22 protein-coding genes and 1 riboswitch are annotated in these 25,748 nt (G+C 60.0%); of the genes, 15 read left to right on the plus strand and 7 right to left on the minus strand.

The window, feature by feature from the left end; translation table 11 throughout:
• Positions 1-72: 72 nt before the first annotated feature.
• The 4 genes from CLU80_RS15980 to CLU80_RS15995 all read left to right on the plus strand — a co-directional run bounded on the left by CLU80_RS15980 (position 73) and on the right by CLU80_RS15995 (position 4,751).
• A complete protein-coding gene (locus tag CLU80_RS15980) occupies positions 73-408 on the plus strand; it encodes a YceK/YidQ family lipoprotein (protein ID WP_093430131.1) in 336 nt (111 codons plus the stop codon).
• A gap of 172 nt (positions 409-580) precedes the next feature.
• Complete coding sequence (locus CLU80_RS15985; RefSeq protein WP_099757814.1) at positions 581-2,335, plus strand: carbamoyltransferase family protein; 1,755 nt, start codon at positions 581-583, stop codon at positions 2,333-2,335.
• Positions 2,328-3,236 (plus strand): glycosyltransferase family 2 protein, encoded by a 909-nt coding sequence (locus CLU80_RS15990; RefSeq protein WP_095047259.1) that lies wholly within the window; start codon positions 2,328-2,330, stop codon positions 3,234-3,236. Before CLU80_RS15985 ends, CLU80_RS15990 begins: the two co-directional genes overlap by 8 nt.
• 75 nt (positions 3,237-3,311) lie before the next feature.
• On the plus strand, positions 3,312-4,751 hold the full coding sequence (locus CLU80_RS15995) for a hypothetical protein (RefSeq protein WP_286079743.1): 1,440 nt from the start codon (positions 3,312-3,314) through the stop codon (positions 4,749-4,751).
• Positions 4,752-4,754: 3 nt separating this feature from the next.
• Here CLU80_RS15995 and CLU80_RS16000 read toward each other — a convergent pair whose 3' ends face one another.
• Complete coding sequence (locus CLU80_RS16000) at positions 4,755-5,408, minus strand: toluene tolerance protein (protein ID WP_093430135.1); 654 nt, start codon at positions 5,406-5,408, stop codon at positions 4,755-4,757.
• Between the two features lie 125 nt (positions 5,409-5,533).
• Between CLU80_RS16000 and msbA the strand changes: the two genes are divergently transcribed.
• From msbA to CLU80_RS16035, 7 genes are all read left to right on the plus strand, one after another.
• The gene (gene msbA, locus CLU80_RS16005) at positions 5,534-7,360 is read left to right on the plus strand and encodes a lipid A export permease/ATP-binding protein MsbA (protein ID WP_093430136.1); all 1,827 of its coding nucleotides are present in this window, start codon (positions 5,534-5,536) and stop codon (positions 7,358-7,360) included.
• Positions 7,354-8,250, plus strand: coding sequence for a GNAT family N-acetyltransferase (locus CLU80_RS16010; protein WP_099757816.1), 897 nt, complete (start codon positions 7,354-7,356; stop codon positions 8,248-8,250). The genes msbA and CLU80_RS16010 overlap by 7 nt, the downstream gene beginning before the upstream one ends.
• A 4-nt stretch (positions 8,251-8,254) precedes the next feature.
• Positions 8,255-9,655, plus strand: coding sequence for a PIG-L deacetylase family protein (locus CLU80_RS16015; RefSeq protein WP_099757817.1), 1,401 nt, complete (start codon positions 8,255-8,257; stop codon positions 9,653-9,655).
• Between the two features lie 64 nt (positions 9,656-9,719).
• Positions 9,720-11,141 (plus strand): bifunctional D-glycero-beta-D-manno-heptose-7-phosphate kinase/D-glycero-beta-D-manno-heptose 1-phosphate adenylyltransferase HldE, encoded by a 1,422-nt coding sequence (gene hldE / locus CLU80_RS16020; RefSeq protein ID WP_093430139.1) that lies wholly within the window; start codon positions 9,720-9,722, stop codon positions 11,139-11,141.
• A gap of 130 nt (positions 11,142-11,271) precedes the next feature.
• On the plus strand, positions 11,272-12,246 hold the full coding sequence (locus CLU80_RS16025) for a glycosyltransferase family protein (protein WP_093430140.1): 975 nt from the start codon (positions 11,272-11,274) through the stop codon (positions 12,244-12,246).
• Entirely contained in the window at positions 12,247-12,933 is a 687-nt protein-coding gene (locus CLU80_RS16030) for a hypothetical protein (protein WP_099757818.1), read from the plus strand. It begins immediately after the preceding gene.
• Positions 12,934-12,991: 58 nt separating this feature from the next.
• Positions 12,992-13,792 (plus strand): hypothetical protein, encoded by an 801-nt coding sequence (locus tag CLU80_RS16035; protein ID WP_099757819.1) that lies wholly within the window; start codon positions 12,992-12,994, stop codon positions 13,790-13,792.
• A 4-nt stretch (positions 13,793-13,796) separates the two neighbouring features.
• On the opposite strand, the gene CLU80_RS16040 is transcribed toward CLU80_RS16035, so the two are convergent.
• The 4 genes from CLU80_RS16040 to CLU80_RS16055 all read right to left on the minus strand — a co-directional run bounded on the left by CLU80_RS16040 (position 13,797) and on the right by CLU80_RS16055 (position 17,308).
• Positions 13,797-14,759, minus strand: coding sequence for a metal ABC transporter ATPase (locus tag CLU80_RS16040; protein ID WP_093430143.1), 963 nt, complete (start codon positions 14,757-14,759; stop codon positions 13,797-13,799).
• A 31-nt stretch (positions 14,760-14,790) separates the two neighbouring features.
• Positions 14,791-15,603: an aldo/keto reductase gene (locus CLU80_RS16045; protein ID WP_099757820.1), complete on the minus strand. Its 813-nt coding sequence runs from the start codon at positions 15,601-15,603 to the stop codon at positions 14,791-14,793.
• Entirely contained in the window at positions 15,600-16,775 is a 1,176-nt protein-coding gene (locus CLU80_RS16050) for an NAD(P)/FAD-dependent oxidoreductase (protein ID WP_093430145.1), read from the minus strand. Before CLU80_RS16050 ends, CLU80_RS16045 begins: the two co-directional genes overlap by 4 nt.
• Positions 16,776-16,975: 200 nt before the next feature.
• A complete protein-coding gene (locus CLU80_RS16055; RefSeq protein ID WP_099757821.1) occupies positions 16,976-17,308 on the minus strand; it encodes a DMT family transporter in 333 nt (110 codons plus the stop codon).
• A gap of 109 nt (positions 17,309-17,417) precedes the next feature.
• On the opposite strand from CLU80_RS16055, the gene CLU80_RS16060 reads away from it, so the two are divergent.
• The gene (locus tag CLU80_RS16060; RefSeq protein ID WP_093430146.1) at positions 17,418-18,314 is read left to right on the plus strand and encodes a LysR family transcriptional regulator; all 897 of its coding nucleotides are present in this window, start codon (positions 17,418-17,420) and stop codon (positions 18,312-18,314) included.
• A gap of 11 nt (positions 18,315-18,325) precedes the next feature.
• On the plus strand, positions 18,326-19,600 hold the full coding sequence (gene waaA / locus CLU80_RS16065; protein WP_099757822.1) for a lipid IV(A) 3-deoxy-D-manno-octulosonic acid transferase: 1,275 nt from the start codon (positions 18,326-18,328) through the stop codon (positions 19,598-19,600).
• 91 nt (positions 19,601-19,691) lie between these two features.
• Here the strand turns inward: waaA and CLU80_RS16070 are convergent, their stop codons facing one another.
• The gene (locus tag CLU80_RS16070; protein ID WP_099757823.1) at positions 19,692-21,125 is read right to left on the minus strand and encodes a TolC family outer membrane protein; all 1,434 of its coding nucleotides are present in this window, start codon (positions 21,123-21,125) and stop codon (positions 19,692-19,694) included.
• Positions 21,126-21,331: 206 nt separating this feature from the next.
• Positions 21,332-21,437, plus strand: a riboswitch (TPP riboswitch).
• Positions 21,438-21,583: 146 nt separating this feature from the next.
• On the opposite strand from CLU80_RS16070, the gene thiC reads away from it, so the two are divergent.
• Together thiC and cytX are read left to right on the plus strand one after the other, a co-directional pair.
• Positions 21,584-23,476 carry a phosphomethylpyrimidine synthase ThiC gene (gene thiC / locus CLU80_RS16075; protein ID WP_099757824.1) on the plus strand — a complete coding sequence of 631 codons (1,893 nt, stop codon included), beginning with the start codon at positions 21,584-21,586 and terminating at the stop codon, positions 23,474-23,476.
• 140 nt (positions 23,477-23,616) lie between these two features.
• Positions 23,617-24,909 (plus strand): putative hydroxymethylpyrimidine transporter CytX, encoded by a 1,293-nt coding sequence (gene cytX, locus CLU80_RS16080; protein WP_099757825.1) that lies wholly within the window; start codon positions 23,617-23,619, stop codon positions 24,907-24,909.
• Here cytX and CLU80_RS16085 read toward each other — a convergent pair.
• Entirely contained in the window at positions 24,878-25,624 is a 747-nt protein-coding gene (locus CLU80_RS16085) for an RsiV family protein (RefSeq protein WP_095047275.1), read from the minus strand. The genes cytX and CLU80_RS16085 overlap by 32 nt on opposite strands.
• Between the last annotated feature and the right edge of the window lie 124 nt (positions 25,625-25,748).

Consider the following 25,748-nt stretch of genomic DNA (forward strand, 5'->3'; position numbering starts at 1 on the left):
TCTCCAGAAGCCATGAACTGTGCCCTGTTCAGTCCCGATGCTAATTTGCCCAACGACCTTGGAGGGCGAATTTTGACCATTAAACAGGCTGCAACGCTGGGTGTATTTTCATGGATTCTGGCTGGCTGTGGCAGCGCCATGACTGTCTTGCAGGACGATGCCGACGTGGCGCGGGACATGCGCAAACAAAAAACCTATTGCCAGTCCATTCCGCGGATTTACAGCGGTCTGGCCTTCGACTTCTGCGTGTTGAACGCGCCGCCGGATCCCAGCGGTTTTCTGGTGCCATTCGTGTTGCTGGATCTGCCATTGTCCGGAGTATTCGATACAGTCGCGTTGCCCTATACGGTTTATCGTCAGCTCACCGACGGCAATCTTGGTATTTACTGGCGCAAGGGCAGTTATTGAGTAGCAGGGTAAGGTTTCTCCAAACCATTCACCCAGAGGGCAATCGCACAGGGTAATTCCCTACTCGTTTACGCTATAATCCCGCCCTTTAGCTGTCACTCGCCCTGTGCGGGGGCACATCAATTTTCAAGGCGCATCGCGCCTGCACGCAGACTAAAGAGGCTAGACCCCTGTGGCATTGACGATTCTTGGCCTGTCCGGCGCCCTTAGCCATGACCCTTCAGCAGCCTTGTACATCGACGGCAAGCTGGTGGCGGCGGCTGAAGAAGAGCGCTTCGTACGCGATAAGCATGCAAAGAACCGCATGCCCTACGAATCGGCGAAGTTCTGTCTTGAGCAGGCCGGCATCAAGCCGTCCGACGTTGACGTAGTTGCGATCCCGTTCGCTCCGATCAGCCTGTTCGGCAAGGCGCGCTGGCACTACGCCAAGCGTTACTGGTATGCACCGGATCGCGCCCTGGATGCGATCCTGATGGGCAACCGCCGCTACAAGCGCTACCGCAACAAGATTGTCTGGTGCCTGGAGCAATTGGGTTTTGATCCGAAGAAGATCAAGATCGAACCAGTCGAGCACCACTTGGCTCACGCCTCCAGCGCCTACCACTGCTCTGGCTTCAAAGAAAAAACCGCGATCCTCGGTATCGACGGCAAGGGCGAGTACGCCACGACCTTCTTTGGCTACGGTGAAAACGGCAAGATCCACAAGATCAAGGAATTCTTCGATCCGGACTCCCTCGGCGGCCTGTATGGCGCGATCACCGAGTTCCTCGGCTTCGAGATGCTCGACGGTGAGTTCAAGGTCATGGGCATGGCGCCTTACGGCGATGCCAGCAAGTACGATTTCTCGCGTCTGGCCTCGTTCGAAAACGGTGAGCTGGTGATCAACACCGACTACGCCAACGTTATCGGCCTGCGCCGCTATAAAGAGAAGGGCAAAGGCTTCTACTTCTCGCCTAAGCTGATCGAGTGGCTGGGGCCGAAGCGCGAAGGCGATATTGCTGACGAACCTTACATTCACTACGCCGCGAGCATGCAAGCGCTGTTCGAGAAGCTGGCGCTGCAGATGATCGATCACTATTTGGGTGACGTGCTCAAGGAAACCGGCAAACTGGCCTTCGCCGGTGGCTGTGCGCTGAACGTCAAACTGAACCAGAAAATCATTGCCCGCGACGACATCAAGGAACTGTTCGTGCAACCGGCGTCCGGCGATGCCGGCACTGCGGTCGGCGCCGCTGCCTACGTGTCTCACGCTCGTGGCGTACCGGTCGAGAAGATGGAACATGTCTACCTTGGCCCGTCGTACAGCAATGAAGACGTGATCGCCGCCTGCGCCCGTCACGAGAGCAAGCCGACCTGGCGCAAGCTCGACAACATGCCGGAGCAGATCGCCAAGATCATGGTTGATGGTAATCCCGTGGCCTGGTTCCAGGGACGTATGGAGTTCGGTCCGCGTGCACTGGGCGGTCGATCGATCATTGGTTGCCCGAGCGTGGCCGGTGTGGCCGACCGCATCAACCATCAGATCAAGTTCCGCGAGCGCTGGAGGCCTTTCTGCCCGTCGATGCTCGACACCGTTGCGCCACAGATGATCAAGATCGATCATCCGGCGCCGTTCATGACTTTCACTTTCGAAGTAGCGGACGAGTGGAAGACCCGTGTGCCGGAAGTCGTTCACGAAGATGGCACTTCTCGTGCCCAGGTCCTCAAGCGTGAATACAACCCGCGCTACTACGACATGATGAAGGCGCTGGAAAACCTGACCGGTAACGGCGTATCGCTGAACACCTCGCTCAACCGTCGTGGCGAACCGATGATTTGCTCGCCGACCGACGCGTTGAACATGTTTTTCGGTTCGGATCTGGAATACCTGATCATGGAAGATATTCTGGTCGTAAAAGAGGGTGTGAAAGGATACGAACTTGACTGAAACACTGATCAGCGTCGTCATTCCGGTTTACAACTATGCGCGAACGCTGCCTCGTGCAGTGGAGTCGGTGTTGGCGCAATTGGATGAAACGACGGCGGATCTGCTGGTCATCGACGACGGGTCGACGGACGATACGCCTGAGGTAGTGGAAAGGCTCCTGCTCAAGCATGGCGGTCGTTTTCGCGCGCTGCGTAAAAGCAACGGCGGATTGTCGTCGGTACGCAATCGGGGGCTGGAAGAGACAACCGGGCAGTATCTGGTGTTTCTCGACTCTGACGATGAAATGGCTCCCGGTGCATTGGCTGCGCTTGCGCAGCACATTGCCAGTCATCCGCAGACCCTTATGGTGATCGGTGCGCACTGGTCAGTGTTCGCTGACGGCCGCCGCAGTTTGCAGGCGGCCAGGCCTTTGCCTGTGACGCCCCGCCAGCGCCTGCAGGGTTACCTGCTGAACAAGACGGTGTCGATTTCCAACGGTGCCTGTGCGATGCACCGCGAAGTGTTCGCTCTGGGCAATTACCCGGAACATTTGCGCAACGTCGAGGACCTGCCAGTGTTTGCCCAAGTGCTGGCGCGCTACCCCTGCACCGTTCTAGACAAGCCTCTGGCACTGATCCACAAGCACGCCGACAGCATGCGCCATGATTTGCGCCAGAGTCTTGCTGCCGGTACGGAGCAGGTCGTCAGCGAAGTGTTTTCCAGTCGAAGAATGCCCGAAGAAATGTGTGATCTGCGCCAGGCGTTTCTGGCACAGCGCTGTTTGTCGCTGTTTCGCGACTGTTATTCCCATGGCGAGTACAAGCTGGCCAGGTCGTTCTATTTCCAGGCTTTGCGTGCAGACTGGCGGACGTTTTCACGCTGGTCATACACCCGCAAGGCTTTGCGGTTGCTGTTTCGGTAAGTGGGTCGCGGTGATGTGCGCGTACCTTGTAACGGATGTCGGTGAGGTGGCTGGGTGAAAGGTACGGGCGGTAGTGTGGCAACTCGAGTCTCCAGAATCATCGACAAATACCCGGTCTGGCTGGCGTTTGTGGGCAGCGCGCTGTTATCGCTGATAGCCGTCCTGGGCACTGCGACAGTGGGACGTGATGCCGCGCTGTATATCGATATTGCGCAACAGGTCACCGAGCACGGGCCGAATGTGGCTTGGGCTACTTTCGACTGGCCCTGGTTTTCCTTTCTGCTGGCCGCTACGCATTCCGTCCTGCATTTGCCGCTGGAGCTGAGTGCCTATCTTTGGTGTGCACTCTTTTTTGCCGGCACCAGCGCGTTGATGGTGGACTGCGTGCGTCAGCGGTCTGCGCTGGTCACCCGTTGGGCGTGCCTGGTGGTATTGGCCATGCCGGCGGTGAATGCCTTTCGAAACGACATCATCCGTGAGTGCGGTTTCTGGTTCTTCTGCACGCTGACGCTTTGGCTCGCGCTGCACTGGCAAGCCCGTGGCGGCTGGTTGCGCGCGGCATTCATCCACCTGGCAATCGTCGCAGCAGCCTTGTTTCGGCTGGAGGCCTTGTTGCTGGTGCCGGCGTTGGCTCTGTGGCAGTTGCCCAACCTGTGGTCATCTGGCCGGCGGATGCAGTTTGCCCAGTTTTCGCTGCTGCCGGTTTTGGGGCTGCTGGCCATTTCGGCAACCGGTGTACTCATGTCGGCGCGAGTGATGCTGTATCTGGACATGATTGCCCCGCACAGTGTGTTTGCGTCCTTTCAGATGCTGTGCGATCAGTTTGCCAATTCGCTCATCAACAAGTACTCCCAGGATGAAGCCGGGCGGATCATTTTCTTCGGCATCCTGGCGACCATGACCATCAGTTTTGTGAAGTTGATGGGGCCTTTCGCCGTTCCCTTCATTCTGCGGCGTAACTGGGGGGTGCTAGGCGTCTACTGGCGCGACTATCGACCCTTCGCCTGGGCGGCGTTGCTGTATCTGGTCGTGCTGGTGCTGTTTTTCATCAAGCAACAGTTCATGAATACGCGCTACTTGAGTTTTCTCAATCTGTTGTTTGTGCCCGTGCTGGCGATGGGGCTGGCGGCGTTCGTTCGCGAGTTCCCGCGTTGGGGCAAGTGGCTGGTGGTTCTGTGTTTGCTGGTGATGCTGTCGAACGTCATCTCCACCGGGGCCGGCAAAACCCATTACGTCCAGGCCGGGCGCTGGTTGTCGGCCCATGTCGAGCCAGGGGCGAAGACCTATTTCGAGGATGGGCGGATCAGCTATTACGCCGGTCGTGGCTATGTGATACCGGTATTGACCGCAGAGGAAGCGATGTCGGCAGCGCACGCTGGCGACTATCAATATTTCCTCATCGAGGCCAAGGGTGACGAGCCTTGGCTGAATGAGTGGCTGGTGGCGCACAAGCTGCGCATCATCGAGCATTTCGCCAATCGCAAAGGTGCCACTGTAGTGGTCATCGGCCGCTAAGGCTTAACCGAGCAGCGGGCGCAGGCGCGAGATCAGCGGCGCTTGCCGGTTGCTCGGCAGTGCCTGCCGATAGCCCTCGATAAACGTGTCGCCGGCGTCCTGGCCGAGCAGCCATTGGCGGTCTTCCTTGTAGCGCAGCAAATGCGCGAAGTTACGCAGGCGTTTACTGTCACTGAGCGCGTGCTTCTGGCAGCGCAGGTCGGCAATATCGATCAGGCCCAAACGCTTGTCGGGGGTCTGCACGACGTTGCCAAAGTGCAGTGATCGAAAGTACACACCTTTTTCGTGCAGCAGGGCGAAGTACCCGCCCAGCTGGAATCTCAGTGTGTCAGCCTCTTCGTCAGTGCCTTGTAGCTGACGCACTGTATTGCCTTCCAGCGGGCTGTAATACACGCAGTCACGTTCGATGCTCGGGATGCGGTAGACCGCGATGACTTTGGGGCAGAGGATGCCGCGTTGTTCGAGGGCCCGGGTATTGTCGGCAAAGCGTTGTGCATAGGGGTAGAACAGTGCCGAACTGAGCAGCCGCTTGCGGCGGAACAGCTTGAGCATGCGTCCATCGGCCAATCTGAGCACCTTGTCGCCGGAACCGTCGGCTTCCAATACGTGTGCACCCGCGCGCAGTGCCTCGTAAGTGCTGTGATCAATCGATTGCATATCCGGCTCCCCATCATTAGCGGGGTATCTTAACCGAGTTGGTCGAAGGCTGGCTTGAAGTCATGTTTATCGGGGCAAAAACGCGTGTGATATCATCGGCGCCTCACTGAATTGCGCGGATCACCATGAGCAGTCCTGAACCGAAAGCCCAGTCCACGCTGGCGATCTATTTCCGCCTTTTGGCTTACGTGCGGCCTTATGCCGGCCTTTTCCTTCTCAGCATCGTCGGGTTTCTGATTTTCGCATCGACTCAGCCGATGCTCGCTTACATCCTCAAGTACTTTGTCGACGGTCTGGCCAATCCTGAAGCCAGTCTGTTCCCGGGCAACCCTTATCTGGGCAAGCTGCAGTTGCTCGAAACCGTGCCACTGATGATCGTCTTCATCGCGTTGTGGCAGGGCGTGGGTTCTTACCTGGGCAACTTCTTCCTGGCGCGGGTTTCTCTGGGCCTGGTGCATGACCTGCGGGTGGTGTTGTTCAATAAATTGCTGGAGTTGCCCAATCGCTTCTTCGACAAGAACAATTCCGGCCACCTGATTTCCCGGATCACCTTCAACGTGACCATGGTCACCGGCGCGGCAACGGATGCAATCAAAGTCGTCATCCGTGAAGGCATGACCGTGATTTTCCTGTTCTGCACACTGTTGTGGATGAACTGGAAGCTCACGCTGGTGATGGTCGCCATCCTGCCGTTGATCGGTTTGATGGTGAACAGCACCAGCAAAAAATTCCGCAAGCAAAGCAAGAAGATCCAGGTCTCGATGGGCAACGTCACGCACGTCGCGTCCGAGACCATTCACGGCTATCGCGTCGTGCGCAGTTTTGGCGGCGAGCAGTACGAAAAGGATCGCTTTCGCGATGCCAGCCAGAGCAACACCGACAAGCAGTTGACGATGACCAAGACCGGCGCCGTTTACACGCCGATGCTGCAGCTGGTGACTTACAGCGCCATGGCGGTGGTCATGTTCCTCGTCCTGTACCTTCGCGGCGATGCATCGCCGGGTGATCTGGTGGCCTACATCACCATGGCTGGCTTGTTGCCCAAGCCGATCCGTCAGTTGTCGGAGGTCAGCTCGACGATTCAGAAAGGTGTCGCCGGTGCCGAAAGTATTTTCGAGCAACTGGATGAGCCGGCGGAAGTGGATCAGGGCACGGTCGAGCAAGATCGTCTCGAAGGCCGTCTGGAAGTGCGCAATTTGAGCTTCCACTATCCTGACACCGACAAAGCGGTGCTCAATGACATCAGTTTCGTCGTCGAACCGGGGCAAATGGTTGCCTTGGTCGGCCGCTCGGGCAGTGGCAAATCGACCCTGGCCAGCCTGATTCCGCGCTTCTATCAGCATGATCATGCGCAGGGCCAGATCCTGCTCGATGGCGTGCAGGTGCAGGACTTCACCTTGCGCAGCCTGCGTCGGCAGATTGCTCTGGTGACCCAACAGGTCACGCTATTCAACGATACGGTGACCAACAACATCGCCTACGGTGATCTGGCCGGTGCGCCGTTCGATGAGGTCAAGCGCGCGGCTACCGAAGCCTATGCCGATGAGTTCATCATCAAGATGCCGCAAGGCTACGAAACCATGGTCGGCGAAAACGGTGTGCTGCTGTCCGGCGGCCAGCGTCAGCGCATCGCCATTGCCCGGGCGTTGCTCAAGGATGCACCGCTGCTGATTCTCGACGAGGCCACTTCCGCGCTCGATACCGAGTCGGAGCGGCATATCCAGGCTGCCCTGGATCATGTGGTGAAAAACCGCACGACCCTGGTGATCGCCCACCGTTTGAGCACCATCGAGAAAGCCGACCTGATTCTGGTCATGGACGAAGGTCGCATCGTCGAGCGCGGCTCTCACGCACAATTGCTCGAACAGAACGGCTATTACGCCCGTCTGCACGCCAAAGAGTTTGAAGAGGGTGACGAGCCTCAGCCGGCACACGCGACCGACGTATGCTGACGATGTTTCGCAGTTTTCGCGAGCGTGGCTGGACCGAAATCGACCGGGACAGCTACGCCCGCGCCTGGCAACGTTTCGGCGGCAGTTTTGCTACACACCCCGAAGTCGTCGAGCGCTTGTCGACGTTCCTTGGCATCGAGTTGCGCTACCTGGGCTGGGTCGTTGGCGGTGATGTGCTGGCCGCCATCCCTTGCTGGGGGCGGCATGTTGCGTTGTCCAAGGAGGTGCTCAAGCGCGAGGGCAAGCGTGGCTTGCTGGACATAGGCAATGCAGAAATCATTCTGCCGATCGCGCCAGACGTCATCGTGCCGGTGCGCCAGCGCGTGGCTTATGTGTCCCAGCTCAATGCCGGGCAGATCAGCACGCTGAAGCCACAGCCTGAGGGCCTGGCGCTGGCCCGGTTGCCGGAAGAATATTCGAAGAAGTTCCGCTACAACCAGCGTCGCGAACAGCGCCTGCTGGAAGAGGCGGGCGGATCGCTGGTGCCGATGTCCGACTTTACGCCGCAGGAACAGGCTGCCGCTTACGGCGATTTATTCCAGCGTCGCTGGGGCTTCGAGGTGCCGGGCAAGGCCGGGCTGGTTGAGGTCTTTACCTTGCTGCGCGAGTTCATGACCGGTTCGGTGGTGATGCTCGAATCGGCGCCCGTCGCCATTCAGGTGCTCTATCGCGTCGAGCCCCCGCAATGGGTTTCGCTGGAATACATCAACGGTGGTGTCGACCCGCAGAGCCGCGAGTTCAGCCCCGGCAGTGTGCTGAGTTTCGTCAATACCCAAGAGGCCTGGGCGCACGCGCAAGCGCTGGGCAAACCTCTGCGTTACTCATTCGGTCGTGCCGACCGAGAGTACAAGGATCGCTGGTGCCACACGGTGCCGGTCTACAAGGTCTGAATTCATGAGCGCTCGCAAGCAACAGCTTCTCAAGGCCCATCGGCGCAACAAGCGTCTGTTCCTGATCGCCTTTGTGCTGGCGCTGTTGCTGATCGGCGTGCTGATCGCGTGGTGGCTGGTGCCGTTGTTGCTGGTGCTGGCCTGGGTCGCTCACGAGGCCTGGTTTGCCGACCATTTGTTCTACCGGCCTACCGACGACTATCAATACGACTTTCCGCCGCAAACCGCGCGGCAGGCCGTGAGTCTTGAGGGCGGCGTGGTAGGCCTGAGCGAACCGCTGGCGCAGGGCGAGACATTGGTACTCGAACTCGAAGTGAAGTCCACCTGGCTGGGGCGCTGGCTCGATCCCTATGTTGAGGTGGGCGATGATCGTCAGGATCTGGAGCGGGGCGTCAGAGGGCGGCGTTTCCTCAATCTGTCGGGGCAGGTCGATGCGCTGGCGCAAGGGGCTCTGACGCTGCGTGGCCGATATTGCGTACCTGCTGCGACGGGCGTGTTGTGGGTAATGGCCAATCCGGACTACAGCCGCCAGCGGGTCATGGTCATCGCGCCCCATGCCGATGATGCAGAGCTCGCCGCCTTCGGTCTGTACAGTCGATGCGAAGACGTCAGCATCGTCACCCTGACCCAGGGTGAGATCGAGGCTGAAGGCTTTCAGCGCCTGGGCCTTGATCAAGCCGCAGCAGCACGATTGAAGGGCCGCTTGCGCAGTTGGGACAGCCTGGTGATTCCGCTGTGGGGGGGCGTGCCTGCCGAGCGTTGTGTGCAATTGGGCTATTACTGCTTGCAACTGCCGTCGATGGCCGAAGCGCCGACCCAGGCGTTCGGCTCCCGGGAATCGCAGGAAAACGATATTCGCAGTGTGCGCCGGCATAACCCGTTGACCCTACCCGCCGACGTTGACGGGCAGTCGACCTGGCAAAACCTGCTGGGTGATCTGACGGCCCTGCTTGAGCACTATCGCCCGGAAGTGGTCGTTACGCCGCATCCTGAACTCGATCCCCACAGTGATCATGTAGCGTCGACCCAAGCGCTGCTTGAGGCTATCGAACGCAGTAGCTGGAAACCGGCGACCCTGCTGCTGTACGCCAATCACCTGCACGACAATGATCGCTGGCCGATGGGGCCTGCCGGTGCGGGTGTTCCGCTGCCTCCCGCCATCGAGCCGCTACCGGCTGATCGCCTGTGGAGTCCGCTGCTGTCGGCTGACGTGCAACTGGACAAAGCCATGGCGCTGGCCATGGAACACGATCTGCAGGGCCGACAGGCGTTCAAACGGCAATTGCGCCGCTGGATCCAGCAGGCTCTGGCCGGCCGTCGCTGGCCTGAAACGGGCAGTAACGAGTTTTTCCGCAAGGCGGTCCGGCGTCACGAGTTGTTCTGGGTGCGCGACCTTTCAGATTGAGGCGGACGGCGCTTTACCCTGTGTTAATATCGCGCCCCTGTTCATTTTGTATGTGGGTTGCTCCATGAAGTTGTCCATGCCGCGTTTCGATCAAGCCCCGGTCTTGGTAGTCGGCGATGTCATGCTCGACCGTTACTGGCATGGCGGAACCTCACGGATTTCCCCTGAGGCGCCGGTGCCGGTCGTTAAGGTCGAGCAGATCGAAGACCGTCCGGGCGGTGCCGCGAACGTTGCCTTGAACATTGCCGCGCTGGGTGCGCCGGCGTCGCTGGTCGGTGTGACCGGCGATGACGAAGCCGCCGACAGCCTGAGCAACAGTCTCAAAGGCGCGGGCGTACGCGCTCTGTTCCAGCGCATCGCGCACCAGCCAACCATCGTCAAGCTGCGGGTCATGAGCCGGCACCAGCAACTGCTGCGTATCGACTTTGAAGAACCGTTCGCCACCGACGCTCTGGCCCTTGGTTCGCAGGTCGACGACCTGCTCGAAGGCATCAAGGTGCTGGTGCTCTCCGATTACGGCAAAGGCGCCCTGAAAAACCATCAGGCGCTGATCCAGGCCGCCCGCGCGAAGAACATTCCGGTGCTGGCCGATCCAAAGGGCAAGGACTTCTCGATCTATCGCGGCGCCAGCCTGATCACTCCCAATCTCAGCGAATTCGAAGCCATCGTCGGCGGTTGCGTCGATGAGCATGAGCTGGTGAGCAAGGGCGCCGCCCTGATGCACGACCTCGAACTCGGTGCGCTGCTGGTAACGCGCGGCGAACATGGCATGACCCTGTTGCGTCCGGATCAGCCGGCGCTGCACCTGCCGGCCCGTGCCCGTGAAGTGTTTGATGTCACCGGTGCCGGTGACACGGTGATCTCCACCCTGGCGGCAGCGATTGCCGCCGGTGAAGACCTGCCCCACGCCGTTGCGCTGGCCAACCTGGCCGCCGGCATCGTGGTTGGCAAACTCGGTACGGCCGCCATCAGCGCCCCGGAACTGCGTCGCGCCATTCAGCGTGAAGAAGGTTCCGAGCGCGGAGTGTTGGGGCTGGAGCAGTTGCTGCTCGCCGTGGCCGATGCCCGTGCGCACAACGAGAAGATCGTCTTCACCAACGGCTGCTTCGACATCCTCCATGCCGGCCATGTGACCTACCTGGAGCAGGCGCGGGCACAGGGCGACCGGCTGATTGTCGCGGTCAACGATGATGCTTCGGTCAGCCGTCTCAAAGGCCCGGGCCGCCCGATCAACAGTGTTGACCGGCGCATGGCGGTTCTCGCCGGCCTCGGCGCTGTGGACTGGGTGATCAGTTTCCCTGAAGGCACCCCGGAGAACCTGCTGCGCGAGGTCAAACCGGACGTGCTGGTCAAGGGCGGCGATTACGGCATCGATCAGGTAGTCGGCGCTGATATCGTCACTGCTTATGGCGGTACCGTAAAGGTGCTGGGACTGGTGGAAAACAGCTCGACAACTGCGATTGTCGAGAAGATCCGCAGTCGTTGATCAGATGAATTTTTACCGTTGTGTACTGCGTGTGAACGGATTTTGCCTTGGGGATTTTACCGTTTCCGTTGATGTAGGCAGCTTTGAATCCGATGCGCTTGCCTGCCTACGTCGCGTGGTCAATTAACCTATGAAAGTCATGCTCCTGGTGATGGACGAGCAGCGGGTCATTCTCGACCGGCTCTACGACATCGTGCAGCAGAACTGTGATGAGTGTTTCATCTATCGTTTGAGCAAAAAACAGCAGTTGAATCTGGGGTCGTTTCTGGCCTCGGTCGATTACCAGACCTTCGATCGCGTGGTGATTTTCTCCCGGGTCAAACGTCTGGCCACGCAACTGCAGGTGCTCAAATGTATCCCCGGGCTGGTCTTCCTCGAACACGACGCCTACCAGAACTACATGCCAGCGAGTAAATACCGCGGCGTGTATTCACGGCTCTACCGTCGCCTGCCAAGTTGTCGGGCGTTGGTGTCCGGTGCCGTGGTCGCGCGCAAGATGCTGGCTGAGGGCATCGACACGGTGTTCGTCTCCAAAGGTTATGACGAGCAGATGCTGCACAACACCGGCGTCGAGCGGGACATTCCCATCGGTTTTCTTGGCAGCTTGAAAAGCACCGAATATGCCGAGCGCAAAGCCATGCTCGAGTCGCTCTCGCAGCGTACCGGGATGCTGGTGACCCGTACCAAGTCGGGTGCGGAATACCTGCAGACGCTCAATCGCATCAGGATTTTCGTCAGCGCCGACATCGGCATGAACGAGTTCATGATCAAGAACTATGAGGCCATGGCCTGCGGTTGTGTGCTGCTGGCCTGGAGCCAGGGCGAAGAAGACCGTCTGCTCGGCTTTGAAGACATGCACAACACCGTGTTCTACCGCAGCGCAGATGAAGCGGTGGAAAAGATCCAGCTGCTGCAGAGCGACCCGGAACTGGCAGAGCGCATCGCCCGCAATGGCCAGGAATTCGCGCAGAGCCGTTATTCCTTTGCCCGTGTCGGTCAGGCACTGGCTACGGAAATCCAGCGTGAGATGCGTCCATGGCAGCCGCCCTCGGCGTTCACGCGATTCTGGGTGAAGCTGCGTTACGGGATGAAGGTGCCGGTCTGAATGAAGGACGAACACATGGCGCTGGATGCGCTGCCCGGTGGTGATCAGTCCGTACCGGGGGCGTTACCGACAGAACTTCTCGACTGTCTGAGCCGTGCGCCTCGGGTGGTGCTGATTGCCAACAACCCGGCCATCACCGCGGCGGACTTTCAGGCGTTGAACATTGGCGTCGATGACGTCGTCGTCAGCTTCAATACCTGCATCAAAGCGGCGCTGCTCAACAAGCAGAGCGTCAATGTCTTTGTGCATGGCTACAACGCGCCGGACGCGTATTTTTTTGGTCTGCCTTACGCGCCGCCGGTACAGCAGATGTTCGAACAGGCGAGCGAACGTTGTTTCAGCATGCTGGTGGGCTGCGCCGCACCGATGTGTCCACTGCCACGCGTGGCCATGTACTGGGATCGCATTCCACTGCCGCCACTGTGGAACTACCCGGTCGACCGCCCGGGCGGCAAGCGCTACGTTGGGCCTTCTACCGGTTTCAACACGCTGGTGCTGTTTGACTGGTTGCGCGCTCATGCCGGTTATACCTATCAGCTCATGACCCTGGGCTTTTCCAACGAAGCAGGAAAACTGTGGGGCGGCCATGCCTGGGACTATGAGCGTGACTGGCTGCAGAAGTCGGACATCATCGTGGTGCCGCTGCAACCCCGTCGCTGGTGGCAAAAACTGTTTCGACAGAAGTAAGCGACATCGTCTGTCCGGTTGCCAGCAGGCCCGAACTACTTTCAAAAGGTGCTGTTGAGTGTTGAAAATTGCCGTGGCTTTTTTCGGAATCCCGAGAAATTCGCCGATCTGTTTCCCCTCCATCGAGCAAAACGTGCTGGCGCAGTTGCCTGCAGGCAGCGACGTAAAGTGCTTCTACCATCTGTACAAGATTGATGAGGTGCAGAACTCGCGATCCGGTGAGAAAGGCGAACTGAAGGCGGACAACTACCAGCCATTCGAATCGATGACCGGCACACTCACCTCGACCGAGGGCGTGTTGGAGCGCTGGGATTTCGAACAGGTCAAAGCACAGGGCGATACCTGGGCAGATGACTTTGCGTCATTGCGCAATTTGATCTTTCAGCTCAACTCATTGCATACCGTGACCAGCATGATCGAGCCGTTCAATCCGGATTTCGTTGTGTTCGTGCGCCCGGACAATTTCTTTCACAGCGCATTGCCTGCCTATGTCTTCGCTCACCCCGAGGTGCGCCAGCACAACGCTTATATTCCTGACTGGCAATGGTGGGGCGGTTTGAACGACCGTTTTGCCGTGTGCGGGCGCGACACGTATGTCGCGTACGGCAAGCGCATCGAATGTATTTTCGATTTCTGCAAGGCAACAGGCCGAAAGCTGCATTCCGAACGCTTGCTTAAATATGCCCTGCAGCAGGTCGATGCCAAAATCTGCACGCTGCCGACGCAGGCATCGCGGGTGCGCATTACCGGTGCATTTGCCGAAGAATCGTTCTCGCCCAAGCGTGGCATGGGCAAGCGCGAAAACCGCTACTTTCATTTCTTCGCCGGGTTGCGCACCTGGTGGGACCGTCGCCGCTAAACCGTTATTTACCGGTTTTCTTGCCCAGACCGACCAGTCGCAGCGCCTTGATACTCAGTTGCTTGAGTCCCTGACGCGGGGCTTTCGCCGGTTGCAGGCCCTGCTGCACCAACCAGTCCTTCCAGCGAATCCGCTCTTCGCGCACAACCCAGCCGGTTTGTGTGGCAAAACTCTCGGCCAGATAAAGACCCCGGGTGCTCGCCGGTACCAGTTTGTCGCGCTTGAGCGTGTACAACTCTGCCAATGGCGCGCCGTCCTTGAGGGGCATCAAGTACAGGTCGGGCCGTTTGCGGTCGAGTCGGGCCACCAGTTGATCACCCTCCAGGCGTTCGTCGACGTGGAACAGGCTCAGGGACTTGGCTTCCTTGGGCACATCCAGACGCAAGTCGTAGATCAATTGCAGCGATGCGGTCGGCAGATGCACGTAGGCCCGTGGGCGTTCGAGCAATTGCAGATTGGCGCTACGTATCGGTCGCGCTGAGCCGGACAGCGGGGTCAGGCGAAACGGCAGCGCTTCGCGATAATGCAGTGCAGCGGAGTAGGGCGCCGGCAGCCAGGTGTCGTTGAAACGTCCGCCGAGCCAGCCTTCCGGTGTTTCCAGCAAACACTCTTCGGCAATTTCCTGAATGGCCGTGTGTAGCGGAATATTCAGTTCATGCGCCGGCACGTAACCGGAAATCAATTTGAGCACAACATCGCCACGATCCTGACGGCGCTGGCGCACCAGCACCCAGTAGTCGCGATTCTGCCAATGCAGGGTCAGGCGCACGGAAACCCCGAGGTTGGCCAGTTCCAGCGAGAAGCGCTCGGTGTCAGCCACGCTCACCGGTTTACGCCGCTGCAAGGTCTGCGCAAAGTTCAGCGGCATGCCGACGCTCTGGTAGGTCAGACCTTCGGGGGTGGCTTCGACGTACAACGGCAGGGTCTTGAAGTTGCTCGGGTTCTTTCTGATGAGCGTGCGCGGCATATCGGCTCCTGCTTAAGGCCGCGAAGCGGCGTCAGTGACCACGTAGGACCTGGGCAACGGTCGCAACGTTGTGGGCGAGGTGCAGCGGATTGATCGTCCCGACAATAGCACTGGCCACGCCAGGTTGCGCGAACAGCAATTCGAAGCTGGCGCGCACCGGATCCACGCCCGGACTCAAACAGACGTGACCGCTGGCCAAGGCTTTTTTCACCAGAATGGCTTTGCCGTGGGCAGCAGCATAGTCAATGACAGCTTTCTCGTTTTGTTCGTTCAGATTGTAGGTGACCATCGCGCAGTCGCCTTGCTCCAGTGCTTTCAAGCCACCTTCGACGGTTTTTCCGGAGAAGCCGAAGCCGCGAATCTTGCCTTCGGCCTTGAGCTCCGCGAGTGTCGCGTAAACCTCTTCGTGCTCGAGGATCGCCATGTCGTTGCCGTCGGAATGCACCAGCACCAGGTCGATAAAATCGGTTTCAAGACGTTGCAGGCTGCGCTCCACCGACATCCGTGTGTGTGCTGCGCTGAAATCGTGTTGCGAGAGGCCATCGGCAAACTCTTCGCCGACCTTGCTGACGATCACCCAGTCTTGACGTTGACCGCGTAGCAACGGGCCAAGGCGTTCTTCGCTGCGACCGTAGGCCGGGGCGGTGTCGATCAGGTTGATGCCCAGATCGCGCGCCTGACGCAGCAGCATCCGCGCTTCATCATCGCCGGGGATCTGAAATCCGTTGGGGTATTTCACCCCTTGGTCGCGGCCGAGTTTGACTGTGCCCAGGCCCAGCGGCGAAACCGTCAGGCCGGTGCTGCCCAAGGGACGATGCAGATCGTGCAGGGTGGCAATGGTCATGGCAGCAATTGCTCCCAGGCAGGAACGCCCAGCGGTGGTTTTGGCAGTGCGGGCAATGGTTCGGTGGCTTGTGGCTGGATGCCGTCGCGCTCCAGGGCGGCGATGACCCGGTCAGCGAAGTCCGGCGCCAGCGCCAGTTTGGTCGGCCAGCCGACCAGCAAGCGGCCTTGCTCGGCAAGGAAGGCGTTGTCCGGGCGCGTCAGCCCGGTTTGCAGTGGCTCGGCACGGTCAACCCGCAGGGTCGCCCATTGCGTAGTGCTGAGGTCGATCCACGGTAACAACTGGGCGATCTCTTTCTGCGCGGTGGCAATCTGCTCGGCCGGCTCGCGGTTCACACCTTCGCTTTCGGCGATGTCGCCACCCATGTACCAGACCCACTGGCCGTCAGCGGCCGGATGCGTGGTCACAGTGATGCGCGGTTTGGTGCCGCCGCCCAGGCAGTGGGCGTACAGCGGCTTCAGACCTGGGCCTTTGGCGATGATCATGTGCAGCGGGCGGCGTTGCATGGCCGGCTGGCTCAAACCGAGGTCTTCGAGCAGTTGGGCAGTACCGGCACCGGCGCTGAGGACAATGCGTTGCGCGCGGATTTCGCGACCATCGACTTTCAGGCCGACCAGCACGCCGGCCTCCAGCAGTGGCTCGATGGTTTGCCCGGCGAGCAGGCCATCTCCGGCCAGATCGGCCAGGCGCTGGATCAGGCTCGGTACGTCGACCACCAGTTCGGCAAGGCGATAGACCTTGCCCTTGAAGCGTTTGTCTTGCAGGGCCGGCGGCAGTTGCTCGCCCTTGACCTGATCGACCCGGCCGCGCACGGCTTTACTGGCGAAGAAACTGGTGAGGTTGCCGGCGAGGGTGCCTGGCGACCACAGGTAATGGGCCTCGGACAGCAGGCGTACGCCGGACAGATCCAGTTCGCCACTGCCGGCCAGCGCCTCACGCCAACGACGCGGCATGTCGGCGATGGCTTCCGAGGCGCCAGTCAGCGCGCCGTGCAACGCGTACTTGGCGCCGCCGTGGATAATGCCTTGGGACTTCACACTCTGCCCGCCGCCGAGGCTGGCGCTTTCCACCAGCACGGTCGAAAAACCCTGGCGGCGCAGGCGCGCGTTCAGCCAGAGGCCGGCGACACCAGCGCCGACAATCAGAACGTCGGTGGAAATAACGGATGGCATGCAGCGACCTCAGTGTTCAAGACGAGGGCGCAGTATACAGACTCGGGAAAGGGGCGGATTTGTCGATGATCAACAGGTTGAACGCAGAACCAAATGTGGGAGCGAACTTGCTCGCGAAGAGGGTGTGTCAGATAGCAATCATGCGTCTGACGAACCGCTTTCGCGAGCAAGCTCGCTCCCACAGGGATTGTGGTTGGATTTTAGTGGCCGGCGGTTTTCGAGAACAACTGGATCACCACGACACCCAGCACGATCAACGCCATCCCCAGCATCGCCGGGATATCCAGCTTCTGTCCGTAAATGAACAGCGCCGCGACGCTGACCATCACAATCCCCATGCCCGCCCACACCGCGTAGGCCACGCCAACCGGAACGGTGCGCACCACCAGGGTCAACATCCAGAACGCGATCGCGTAGCCGACGATGACCAGCACCAATGGCAGTGGCGTGCTGAGGCCTTTGACCGCTTTCATCGACACGGTGGCGATCACTTCGGCACAGATGGCAATGGCCAGGTAGGCGTAGGCGTTCATGTTCAAATCCTCAATGTGAAACGTTGCTTGCTGAGGCGGCATTCTAGTGATTCGCCAGATGGGGTAAAGTCATTACCTATCTGTTATAGAGATGGGTAGGTGAATCAGCATGCAGTGGAATCTGGATCAACTGCGGGTGTTTGTCGACGTCGCCGAACACCGCTCGTTTTCCGCCGTGGCGCGCCAGCAGCGTAAAGCGCAGTCGGCGATCAGCAGCGCGATTGCCATGCTCGAAGATGACTTGGGCGTCAGCCTGTTCGAGCGTAGCAGCGGCCGTCAGCCAACGCTCACCGAGGCGGGCGAAGCGCTGTTGGAAGAGGCACGTGAAGTCCTGCGTCAATGTGAGCGCCTAAACGGTCGGGCGATGGCGATGCTGCGCGGCCAGGAAGCACAACTGCGCGTGGCGCAGGATGAGGCGATGCCCTATCAGGCGCTGGTGGAAAGTTTCGGTGAACTGGCCGAGCAGTTTCCCAGCCTGGAAGTGCAATTGACCAGCGCCGCGCAAGGCGAAGTCGCGCGCAAGCTGGTCGAGCGTCGTGCCGACCTCGGCCTGTTGTTCTATCACGATGAAATCCCCGAAGCGCTGGAGCGCCGGGTGCTCGGCAGCGTGGAAATGGTCACGGTCTGCGGCATCAATCATCCGCTGGCGAAGCAGTCTTACGTGACCTGCCAGCAACTGGCGCAGCACCGGCAATTGTTGATGTCGACGCAAACCAGTGTCTATCCCGGCAACGAGCCGGCCAGCCCGCAGGTATGGCGCGCCGACAGTTTTTACGTGATGTCCGAATGGCTGGTACGCGACCTCGGCTGGGCCTGGTTGCCCCGGCATGTGGTGCAGTACTCCGCGTATCAGGGCTTGATGGTCGAACTCGACAGCGAATGGACCCCGCCGGCACTGGTGGTGGAACTGGTCTGGCGCCGCGACGAACCGCTCGGCCCGGCCGCGCGCTGGCTGGCCGAACGTTTTGCCGTGCACTTGCGGGCGATCGGCGACAAAAGTCGATAAACTCCGCCGCCATGAATAGAACTCTCTACACCGCGCTGTTTTACCTGGGGCTGCCATTGGTGGCGATTCGGCTATGGCTGCGTGCGCGCAAGGCGCCGGCGTATGCCAGGCGGATTGGCGAACGTTTCTCCTACGGCATGCCGACGCTGCAGCCCGGCGGCATCTGGGTGCACGCGGTGTCGGTGGGCGAAAGCATTGCTGCGGCGCCGATGATCCGCGCCTTGCTGCAACGTTATCCACAACTGCCGATCACCGTGACCTGCATGACCCCGACCGGTTCGGAGCGGATTCAGGCGCTGTTCGCTAACGATCCGCGCATCCAGCATTGCTATCTGCCGTATGACTTGCCTTGTGCGGCGGCGCGTTTTCTTGATCGCGTTCAGCCCAAGCTCGCGGTGATCATGGAAACCGAACTGTGGCCCAATCACATTCATCAATGCGCCAAGCGCGGAATTGCGGTGGCATTGGCCAATGGACGCTTGTCCGAGCGTTCCGCCAAAGGCTATGGCCGCTTCGGCAAACTGACCGCGCCGATGCTCGCCGAAATGAGTTTGTTCGCCGTGCAGACCGAAGCCGAAGCCCAGCGCTTCCGCGATCTCGGTGCGCGCCCGGAAACCGTTGAGGTCACCGGCTCGATCAAGTTCGACCTGACCATCGATCCGCAACTGCTGCAACGTGCAGCTGACTTGCGTGGCCAGTGGCAGGCGCTGGAGCGTCCGGTGTGGATTGCCGCCAGCACCCATGAAGGCGAGGACGAAGTGATCCTTGACGCTCATCGGCGCTTGCTGGCCAATCACCCGGATGCGTTGCTGATTCTGGTGCCGCGTCACCCGGAGCGTTTCAACTCGGTGTTCGAACTGTGCCAGCGCGAAGGCTTCGCCACGGTTCGGCGTTCGACTGGGGCCAATGTCGATGCGCAGACGTCGGTGCTGCTCGGCGACACCATGGGCGAGTTGCTGTTTCTTTATGCCTTGGCGGACAGCGCGTTTGTCGGCGGCAGCCTGGTGGCCAATGGCGGGCACAATCTGCTGGAGCCGGCAGCCTTGGCCAAACCGGTGATCAGCGGCCCGCACCTGTTCAACTTCCTCGACATCGCCGCGCAATTGCGCGAAGCCGGAGCGTTGGCCGAGGTCGATGATGCCGAAGGGCTGGCGCTGGAAGTGCAGCGCCTGTTTGAGCTGCCGCGTGATGCGCAGCGTATGGCCGACGCCGGGCTGGCGGTGATGCGCCGCAATCAGGGCGCGTTGCAGCGTTTGCTGGATGGTTTGGGCCGACTGATCAAGTAAAGCAAAAAAGATCGCAGCCTTCGGCTGCTCCTACATTGGAATACGTTTCCTGTAGGAGCTGCCGAAGGCTGCGATCTTTTGTTTTTAAGGCTTAAGGCCGGGCCTTGAGCTGCGCCTCGGCCGCTTTGGCCAGATCCGGCGGGAGGAAATCCTTGTCCGGGTTGTAGTCGGCTTTCAGATAACGCCGTAGATCTTCCAGATCCCCCGGGTTCAACGTTCCCGCCGCCTGCTTCAAGCGCAGGTTGTCGAGGATGTAGTCATAACGCGTGTTGTTGTAGTTGCGCACCGAGGTGTACAGCTGGCGCTGCGCATCGAGCACGTCGACGATGTTGCGCGTACCGACCTGATAACCGATTTCCGTGGCTTCCACTGCGCTCTGGTTGGAGATGATCGACTGGCGACGCGCCTGCACCTGCTCGACGTCGGTGTTCACCGCGCGGTGCAGGTTGCGGGTGTTCTCGACGATCTGCCGGCGCAGGGATTCGCGCTGTTGTTCGCTCTGATTCAGTTGCTCATACGACTGGCGCACTTGCGAGCTGGTCAGTCCGCCGCTGTAGATCGGGATGTTCAATTGCAGGCCGACCGTGCTCTGTTCGACATTGTCACGGTACGGCACACCGAAAGCGTTCGGGTTGGAAAAGCCGAGGGCGTCGTTGTCACCCTTTTCGTATTTGGCCACGGCATCGAGGGTCGGCAAGTGGCCGGCCTTGCGCTGCTTGAGGGTCTGCTCGGCGGACCTGACGGCGAAGTTGCTCGCCAGCAGATTGAGGTTCTGTTTCGCCGCGGTATCAACCCACGCCTTGGCGTCGTTCGGCGCTGGCGGCAGGATCGGCAGCGTGTGGACGATGCCCTGAATCGAGTTGTACTGGCGGTTGGTCAGGGTGATCAGCGCTTCGAAGGCATCGTCGACCTGACGTTGCGCAACGATGCGGTTGGCCCGTGCGGTGTCGTAGCTGGCTTGCGATTGCAGCACGTCGGTCTTGTCTGACAGGCCGACATCGAAGCGTTCGTTGGACTGGTCGAGCTGGCGCTTGAACGCGGCCTCTTCAGCTTTGGTCGAGGCGAGGTTGTCCTGGCTGCGCAGCACGTTGAAATAGCTTTCGGCCGATTGCAGGATCAGGTTCTGTTCGGTCGCCGACAGTTGCAGCGCTGCTTGCTCGTTGACGTCCTTGGCCGCCTGGTACTGGAACCAGCGATCGGCGCGGAACAACGGCTGGGCCAGAGTCGCCTGGTAGGAGTGAGCGCTGCGGTTGGCAGTGGCCGAGGGCTGATCGATCGACGTCCGCACATTGGCCACTTCAGCGCCGCCTGACAGGTTCGGCAGCAGACCGGCGCGGGCCTGTGGCACCACTTCTTTCTGTGCGCCGTACTGCGCGCGGGCGGCGGCGAGGTCGGCGTTGTTGTCGACCGCCTCTTGATAGACGCTGACCAGATCGGTTTTGGTCGACAAGGGCGCTTCTGCTGCCCAGGCCATTGCGTTGGACGCACAAGACACGGCAAGAGCCAGTGAGAGTTTGCGCAGCATGAGGCGATCCCTAGCATTAATATTATGGAAGTAATCCGGGCGCCAAAGGTAAGGCGCAGGCCCCACAGCGTCAAGGCGTGGCGGGGCAAAGCGAGTGTAGTTGCGCATTTGCCTCACAACAATCAGCCAAGCCCCTGTATTTATGCCATTCATCATGGTGTTTGCTGCGGTGTTGGCGTTCTTTGCCGGTTGTGTCTAGACTGGCCGGGTTCTTGTCGGGGTGCCTTGCTATGAGGCTGAGATCGAATAATTTCGGATCCCGTTGAACCTGATCAGGTTAGCGCCTGCGTAGGGAACAAGATTTCTCGTCACCCGGCGAGTCCTCTTGTGCTTCGTCCGGGAAATTGTTCGACAATCGAACGCTCGACGACGAGGCACAGCACCGGTCCTGGTGCGTCCGTGCCTTTCAGGTTCTGCTCCGACAATCCACTGCCTGGATGCTGTCTGGAGAGCCCGTGATGACGACTACAAAATCAAAAAACGCGATCAACCTGAGTGACTCGGCCAAGGTCGACGAGCAATCGGTCAAGCCGTTCACCCGTTCGCAAAAAGTCTACGTTCAGGGCTCGCGCCCGGACATCCGCGTGCCGATGCGTGAAATCACCCTCGATGTGACCCCGACCGACTTCGGCGGCGAAATCAACGCGCCGGTGACCGTTTACGATACCTCGGGCCCCTACACCGATCCGAACGTGGTGATCGACGTGCGCAAAGGCCTGGCCGATGTGCGTTCGGCGTGGATCGACGACCGTGGCGACACTGAGCGTCTGGCCGGCCTGAGTTCCAACTTCGGTCGCGAGCGCCTCGCCGATCCTGAATTGACCAAACTGCGCTTTGCCCACGTCAACAACCCGCGCCGCGCCAAGGCCGGGGCCAACGTCACGCAAATGCACTACGCGCGTCAGGGCATCATCACGCCCGAGATGGAATTCGTCGCCATCCGCGAAAACATGAAACTTGAAGTGGCCCGCGCCGCCGGCCTGCTGGATCAGCAACACCCGGGTCACAGCTTCGGCGCCAGCGTGCCGAAAATCATCACCCCGGAATTTGTCCGTGAAGAGATCGCCCGTGGCCGCGCAATCATTCCGGCCAACATCAACCACACCGAACTGGAACCGATGATCATCGGCCGTAACTTCCTGGTGAAGATCAACGGCAACATCGGCAACAGTGCCTTGGGTTCGTCCATCGAAGAAGAAGTGGCGAAACTGACCTGGGGCATTCGCTGGGGCGCGGACAACATCATGGACTTGTCCACCGGTAAGCACATTCATGAAACCCGCGAGTGGATCATCCGCAATTCGCCGGTGCCGATCGGCACGGTGCCGATCTATCAGGCGCTGGAAAAAGTCGGTGGCGCGGCTGAAGACCTGACCTGGGAGCTGTTCCGCGACACGCTGATCGAGCAGGCCGAGCAGGGCGTCGACTACTTCACCATTCACGCCGGCGTGTTGCTGCGCTACGTGCCGCTGACCGCCAAACGCGTGACCGGTATCGTTTCCCGTGGTGGTTCGATCATGGCCAAGTGGTGCCTGGCGCATCACAAGGAAAACTTCGCCTACACGCATTTCGAAGAAATCTGCGAAATCATGAAAGCCTATGACGTCAGCTTCTCGCTGGGTGATGGCTTGCGTCCGGGTTCGATTGCCGACGCCAACGATGCCGCGCAATTCGGCGAACTGGAAACCCTCGGCGAACTGACCAAGATCGCCTGGAAGCACGACGTGCAAACCATGATCGAAGGCCCGGGCCACGTGCCGATGCAGTTGATCAAGGAGAACATGGACAAGCAGCTGGAGTGCTGCGACGAGGCGCCGTTCTACACCCTCGGCCCTCTGACCACCGACATCGCGCCGGGCTACGACCACATCACCTCGGGTATCGGTGCGGCAATGATCGGCTGGTTCGGTTGCGCCATGCTCTGCTACGTGACGCCTAAGGAACACCTGGGCCTGCCGAACAAGGATGACGTGAAGACCGGGATCATCACCTACAAGATCGCCGCGCACGCAGCGGACTTGGCCAAAGGGCATCCGGGTGCACAGATTCGCGACAATGCCTTGAGCAAGGCGCGCTTTGAGTTCCGTTGGGAAGACCAGTTCAACCTCGGTCTGGACCCGGACACTGCGCGTTCGTATCACGATGAAACCCTGCCGAAGGATTCGGCGAAGGTCGCGCACTTCTGTTCGATGTGCGGGCCGAAATTCTGCTCGATGAAGATCACTCAGGAAGTCCGCGAATACGCGGCCAACCAGCGGATCGACGCGGTCGACGTGGACGTCGCCAAAGGCCTGGCGGAACAGGCCGAGCGGTTCAAGAAGGAAGGCAGTCAGCTGTACAAAAAGGTTTGATCTGACCTGAAAAGGGTGGGCCTGTAAGGGCCCCTTCGCGAGCAGGCTCGCTCCTACTTTGGAATGCATTCAAGTGTGGGAGCGAGCTTGCTCGCGAATGCGATCAACACAACAACAAATGTCCCTCTGAGATAACACCCTTGAGCATTCAACCCAGCACCTATTCCCCCGACCTCGCCGTACCCGCCGACAAGCGTGTGTTCGGCGGTCGCGATCTGTTTTCCCTGTGGTTCTCCCTCGGCATCGGTCTGATGGTTTTGCAAACCGGCGCATTGCTCGCGCCTGGCCTGGGCTTGTCCGGTTCACTGCTGGCGATTTTCCTCGGTACACTGGTTGGCGTTTTGCTGCTGGCCGCCGTCGGCGTGATCGGTAGCGACACCGGCTTGTCGGCGATGGCCGCGCTGAAACTCAGCCTCGGCAGCAAGGGCGCGAGCCTGCCGGCGCTGCTGAATTTGCTGCAACTGATCGGTTGGGGCTCGTTCGAAATCATCGTCATGCGCGACGCCGCCAGCCTGCTCGGCACCCGGGCGTTCAGCGAAGGTTCGTTGTGGTCGAGCCCGCTGTTGTGGACACTGTTTTTCGGTGCATTGGCGACGTTGCTCGCGGTCAGCGGTCCGCTGACTTTCGTCCGGCAGATCCTGCGCAAGTGGGGCATCTGGCTGTTGCTGGCGGCGTGCCTCTGGCTGACCTGGAACCTGTTCGCCAAAGCCGATCTGGCCGATCTCTGGTCGCGTGCCGGTGACGGTTCGATGCCATTCGCCGTGGGCTTCGACATTGCTATCGCGATGCCGCTGTCGTGGCTGCCGCTGATCGCCGATTACTCGCGTTTCGGCAAGCGCGCGAAGAATGTGTTCGGTGGCACTGCGGTCGGTTTCTTCATCGGTAACTTCTGGCTGATGAGCCTTGGCGTCGCCTACACCCTGGCCTTTGCGCCAAGCGGTGAAGTCAACGCGCTGTTGCTGGCTCTTGCTGGCGCCGGTCTGGGCATTCCGCTGCTGCTGATTCTGCTCGATGAGTCGGAAAACGCCTTTGCCGACATTCACTCTGCTGCGGTATCGAGCGGGATTCTGTTGCGCCTGAAAGTCGAACATCTGGCCTTGGCCATCGGCGTGATCTGCACGCTGATCGCATTGCTGGCGCCGTTGGCGCAATACCAGAACTTCCTGCTACTGATCGGTTCGGTGTTTGCGCCGCTGTTTGGCGTGGTGCTGGTGGATCACTTCATCCTGCGCAAGCGCAGTGCTCAGGTCGCGTCAGCCGCGTTGCGCTGGCCGGCGTTGTTGGCGTGGCTGGGTGGCGTGAGCACCTACCACTTGCTGGCGAATCTGTATCCGGATGTCGGCGCAACCCTGCCGGCGCTGGTGCTGGCAGGGCTGTTGCAACTCGTGCTGGGCCGGGCCTTCAGTTACGGCCGGGAAACAGCTCGGGCTTGAGAATGCCGTTCAGACGCGGGTAAGGAATCTTCAGTTCGACGTGGCCCAGTGCGTAAGGCGCGATGGTGGTCACGTCGTACTTGAGGATCACGCCACCATAGGTCAGCGCCACGTTCGGGGTTTTCACGAACGGCCAGTTCGCCACGAACTCCGGCTCCTGATCGAGCTTGGTGCTGATCAACCAGCTGTTGTGCGCGACTTGCGCCGCTTTCCAGAATGCCTCTTCCTGACCCGGCATCAACATGTCGGACAGGTTCAGCACCTTGTGCTGCTGACGCGAATAGTTGATGAAACCCCGACCCGGTGTGCCATGCGCACCGCCAGTGTCGAGGTAGCTCGACACCTCGATGATCACCAAGCCGTCATGCTGCTCGCGTACTTTCGCTTGCAGGTAGCTGCTGTTGCGCGGCCCGGCATTGGCCAGAAACTGATCGCGGTAGACCGCCAGGGTTGGCGCCACCGGGGCGTTTTTCTCGGTGCGGGTCATTTGCAGCAGGCGTTTTTCGATAATGCCGTCCAGCGCAGGTTCGGCCGGGAAGCGCAGGGTGTCGATGTTCACCAGCGGGCAATCCGGGTTGGAACAGCCCGGTTTCAGTTGTTCCGAAGCATCGCGGGTGGTTTCCAGCGGCGTACGGTAATTGGGCTGGAACAGGCTGGCGCACGCGCCCAGAGTCAGGGCGATGGCGGCCACGGAGGCAATTTTGAAAAGCGACATGGGCGTCCTTTCGAAAGCAGGGGAAGGCAAAAAGATATCCGCTTCGACTCTCGCAGAAGCAGTCAGTTCGCCACTAAGCTAATTAGAGTGGGTTTCGCCTCCACCGTCCATCCCGCTGACGGTA

The organism is Pseudomonas sp. 29 (assembly GCF_002754355.1).
GTDB classification, from domain to species: domain Bacteria; phylum Pseudomonadota; class Gammaproteobacteria; order Pseudomonadales; family Pseudomonadaceae; genus Aquipseudomonas; species Aquipseudomonas neuropathica.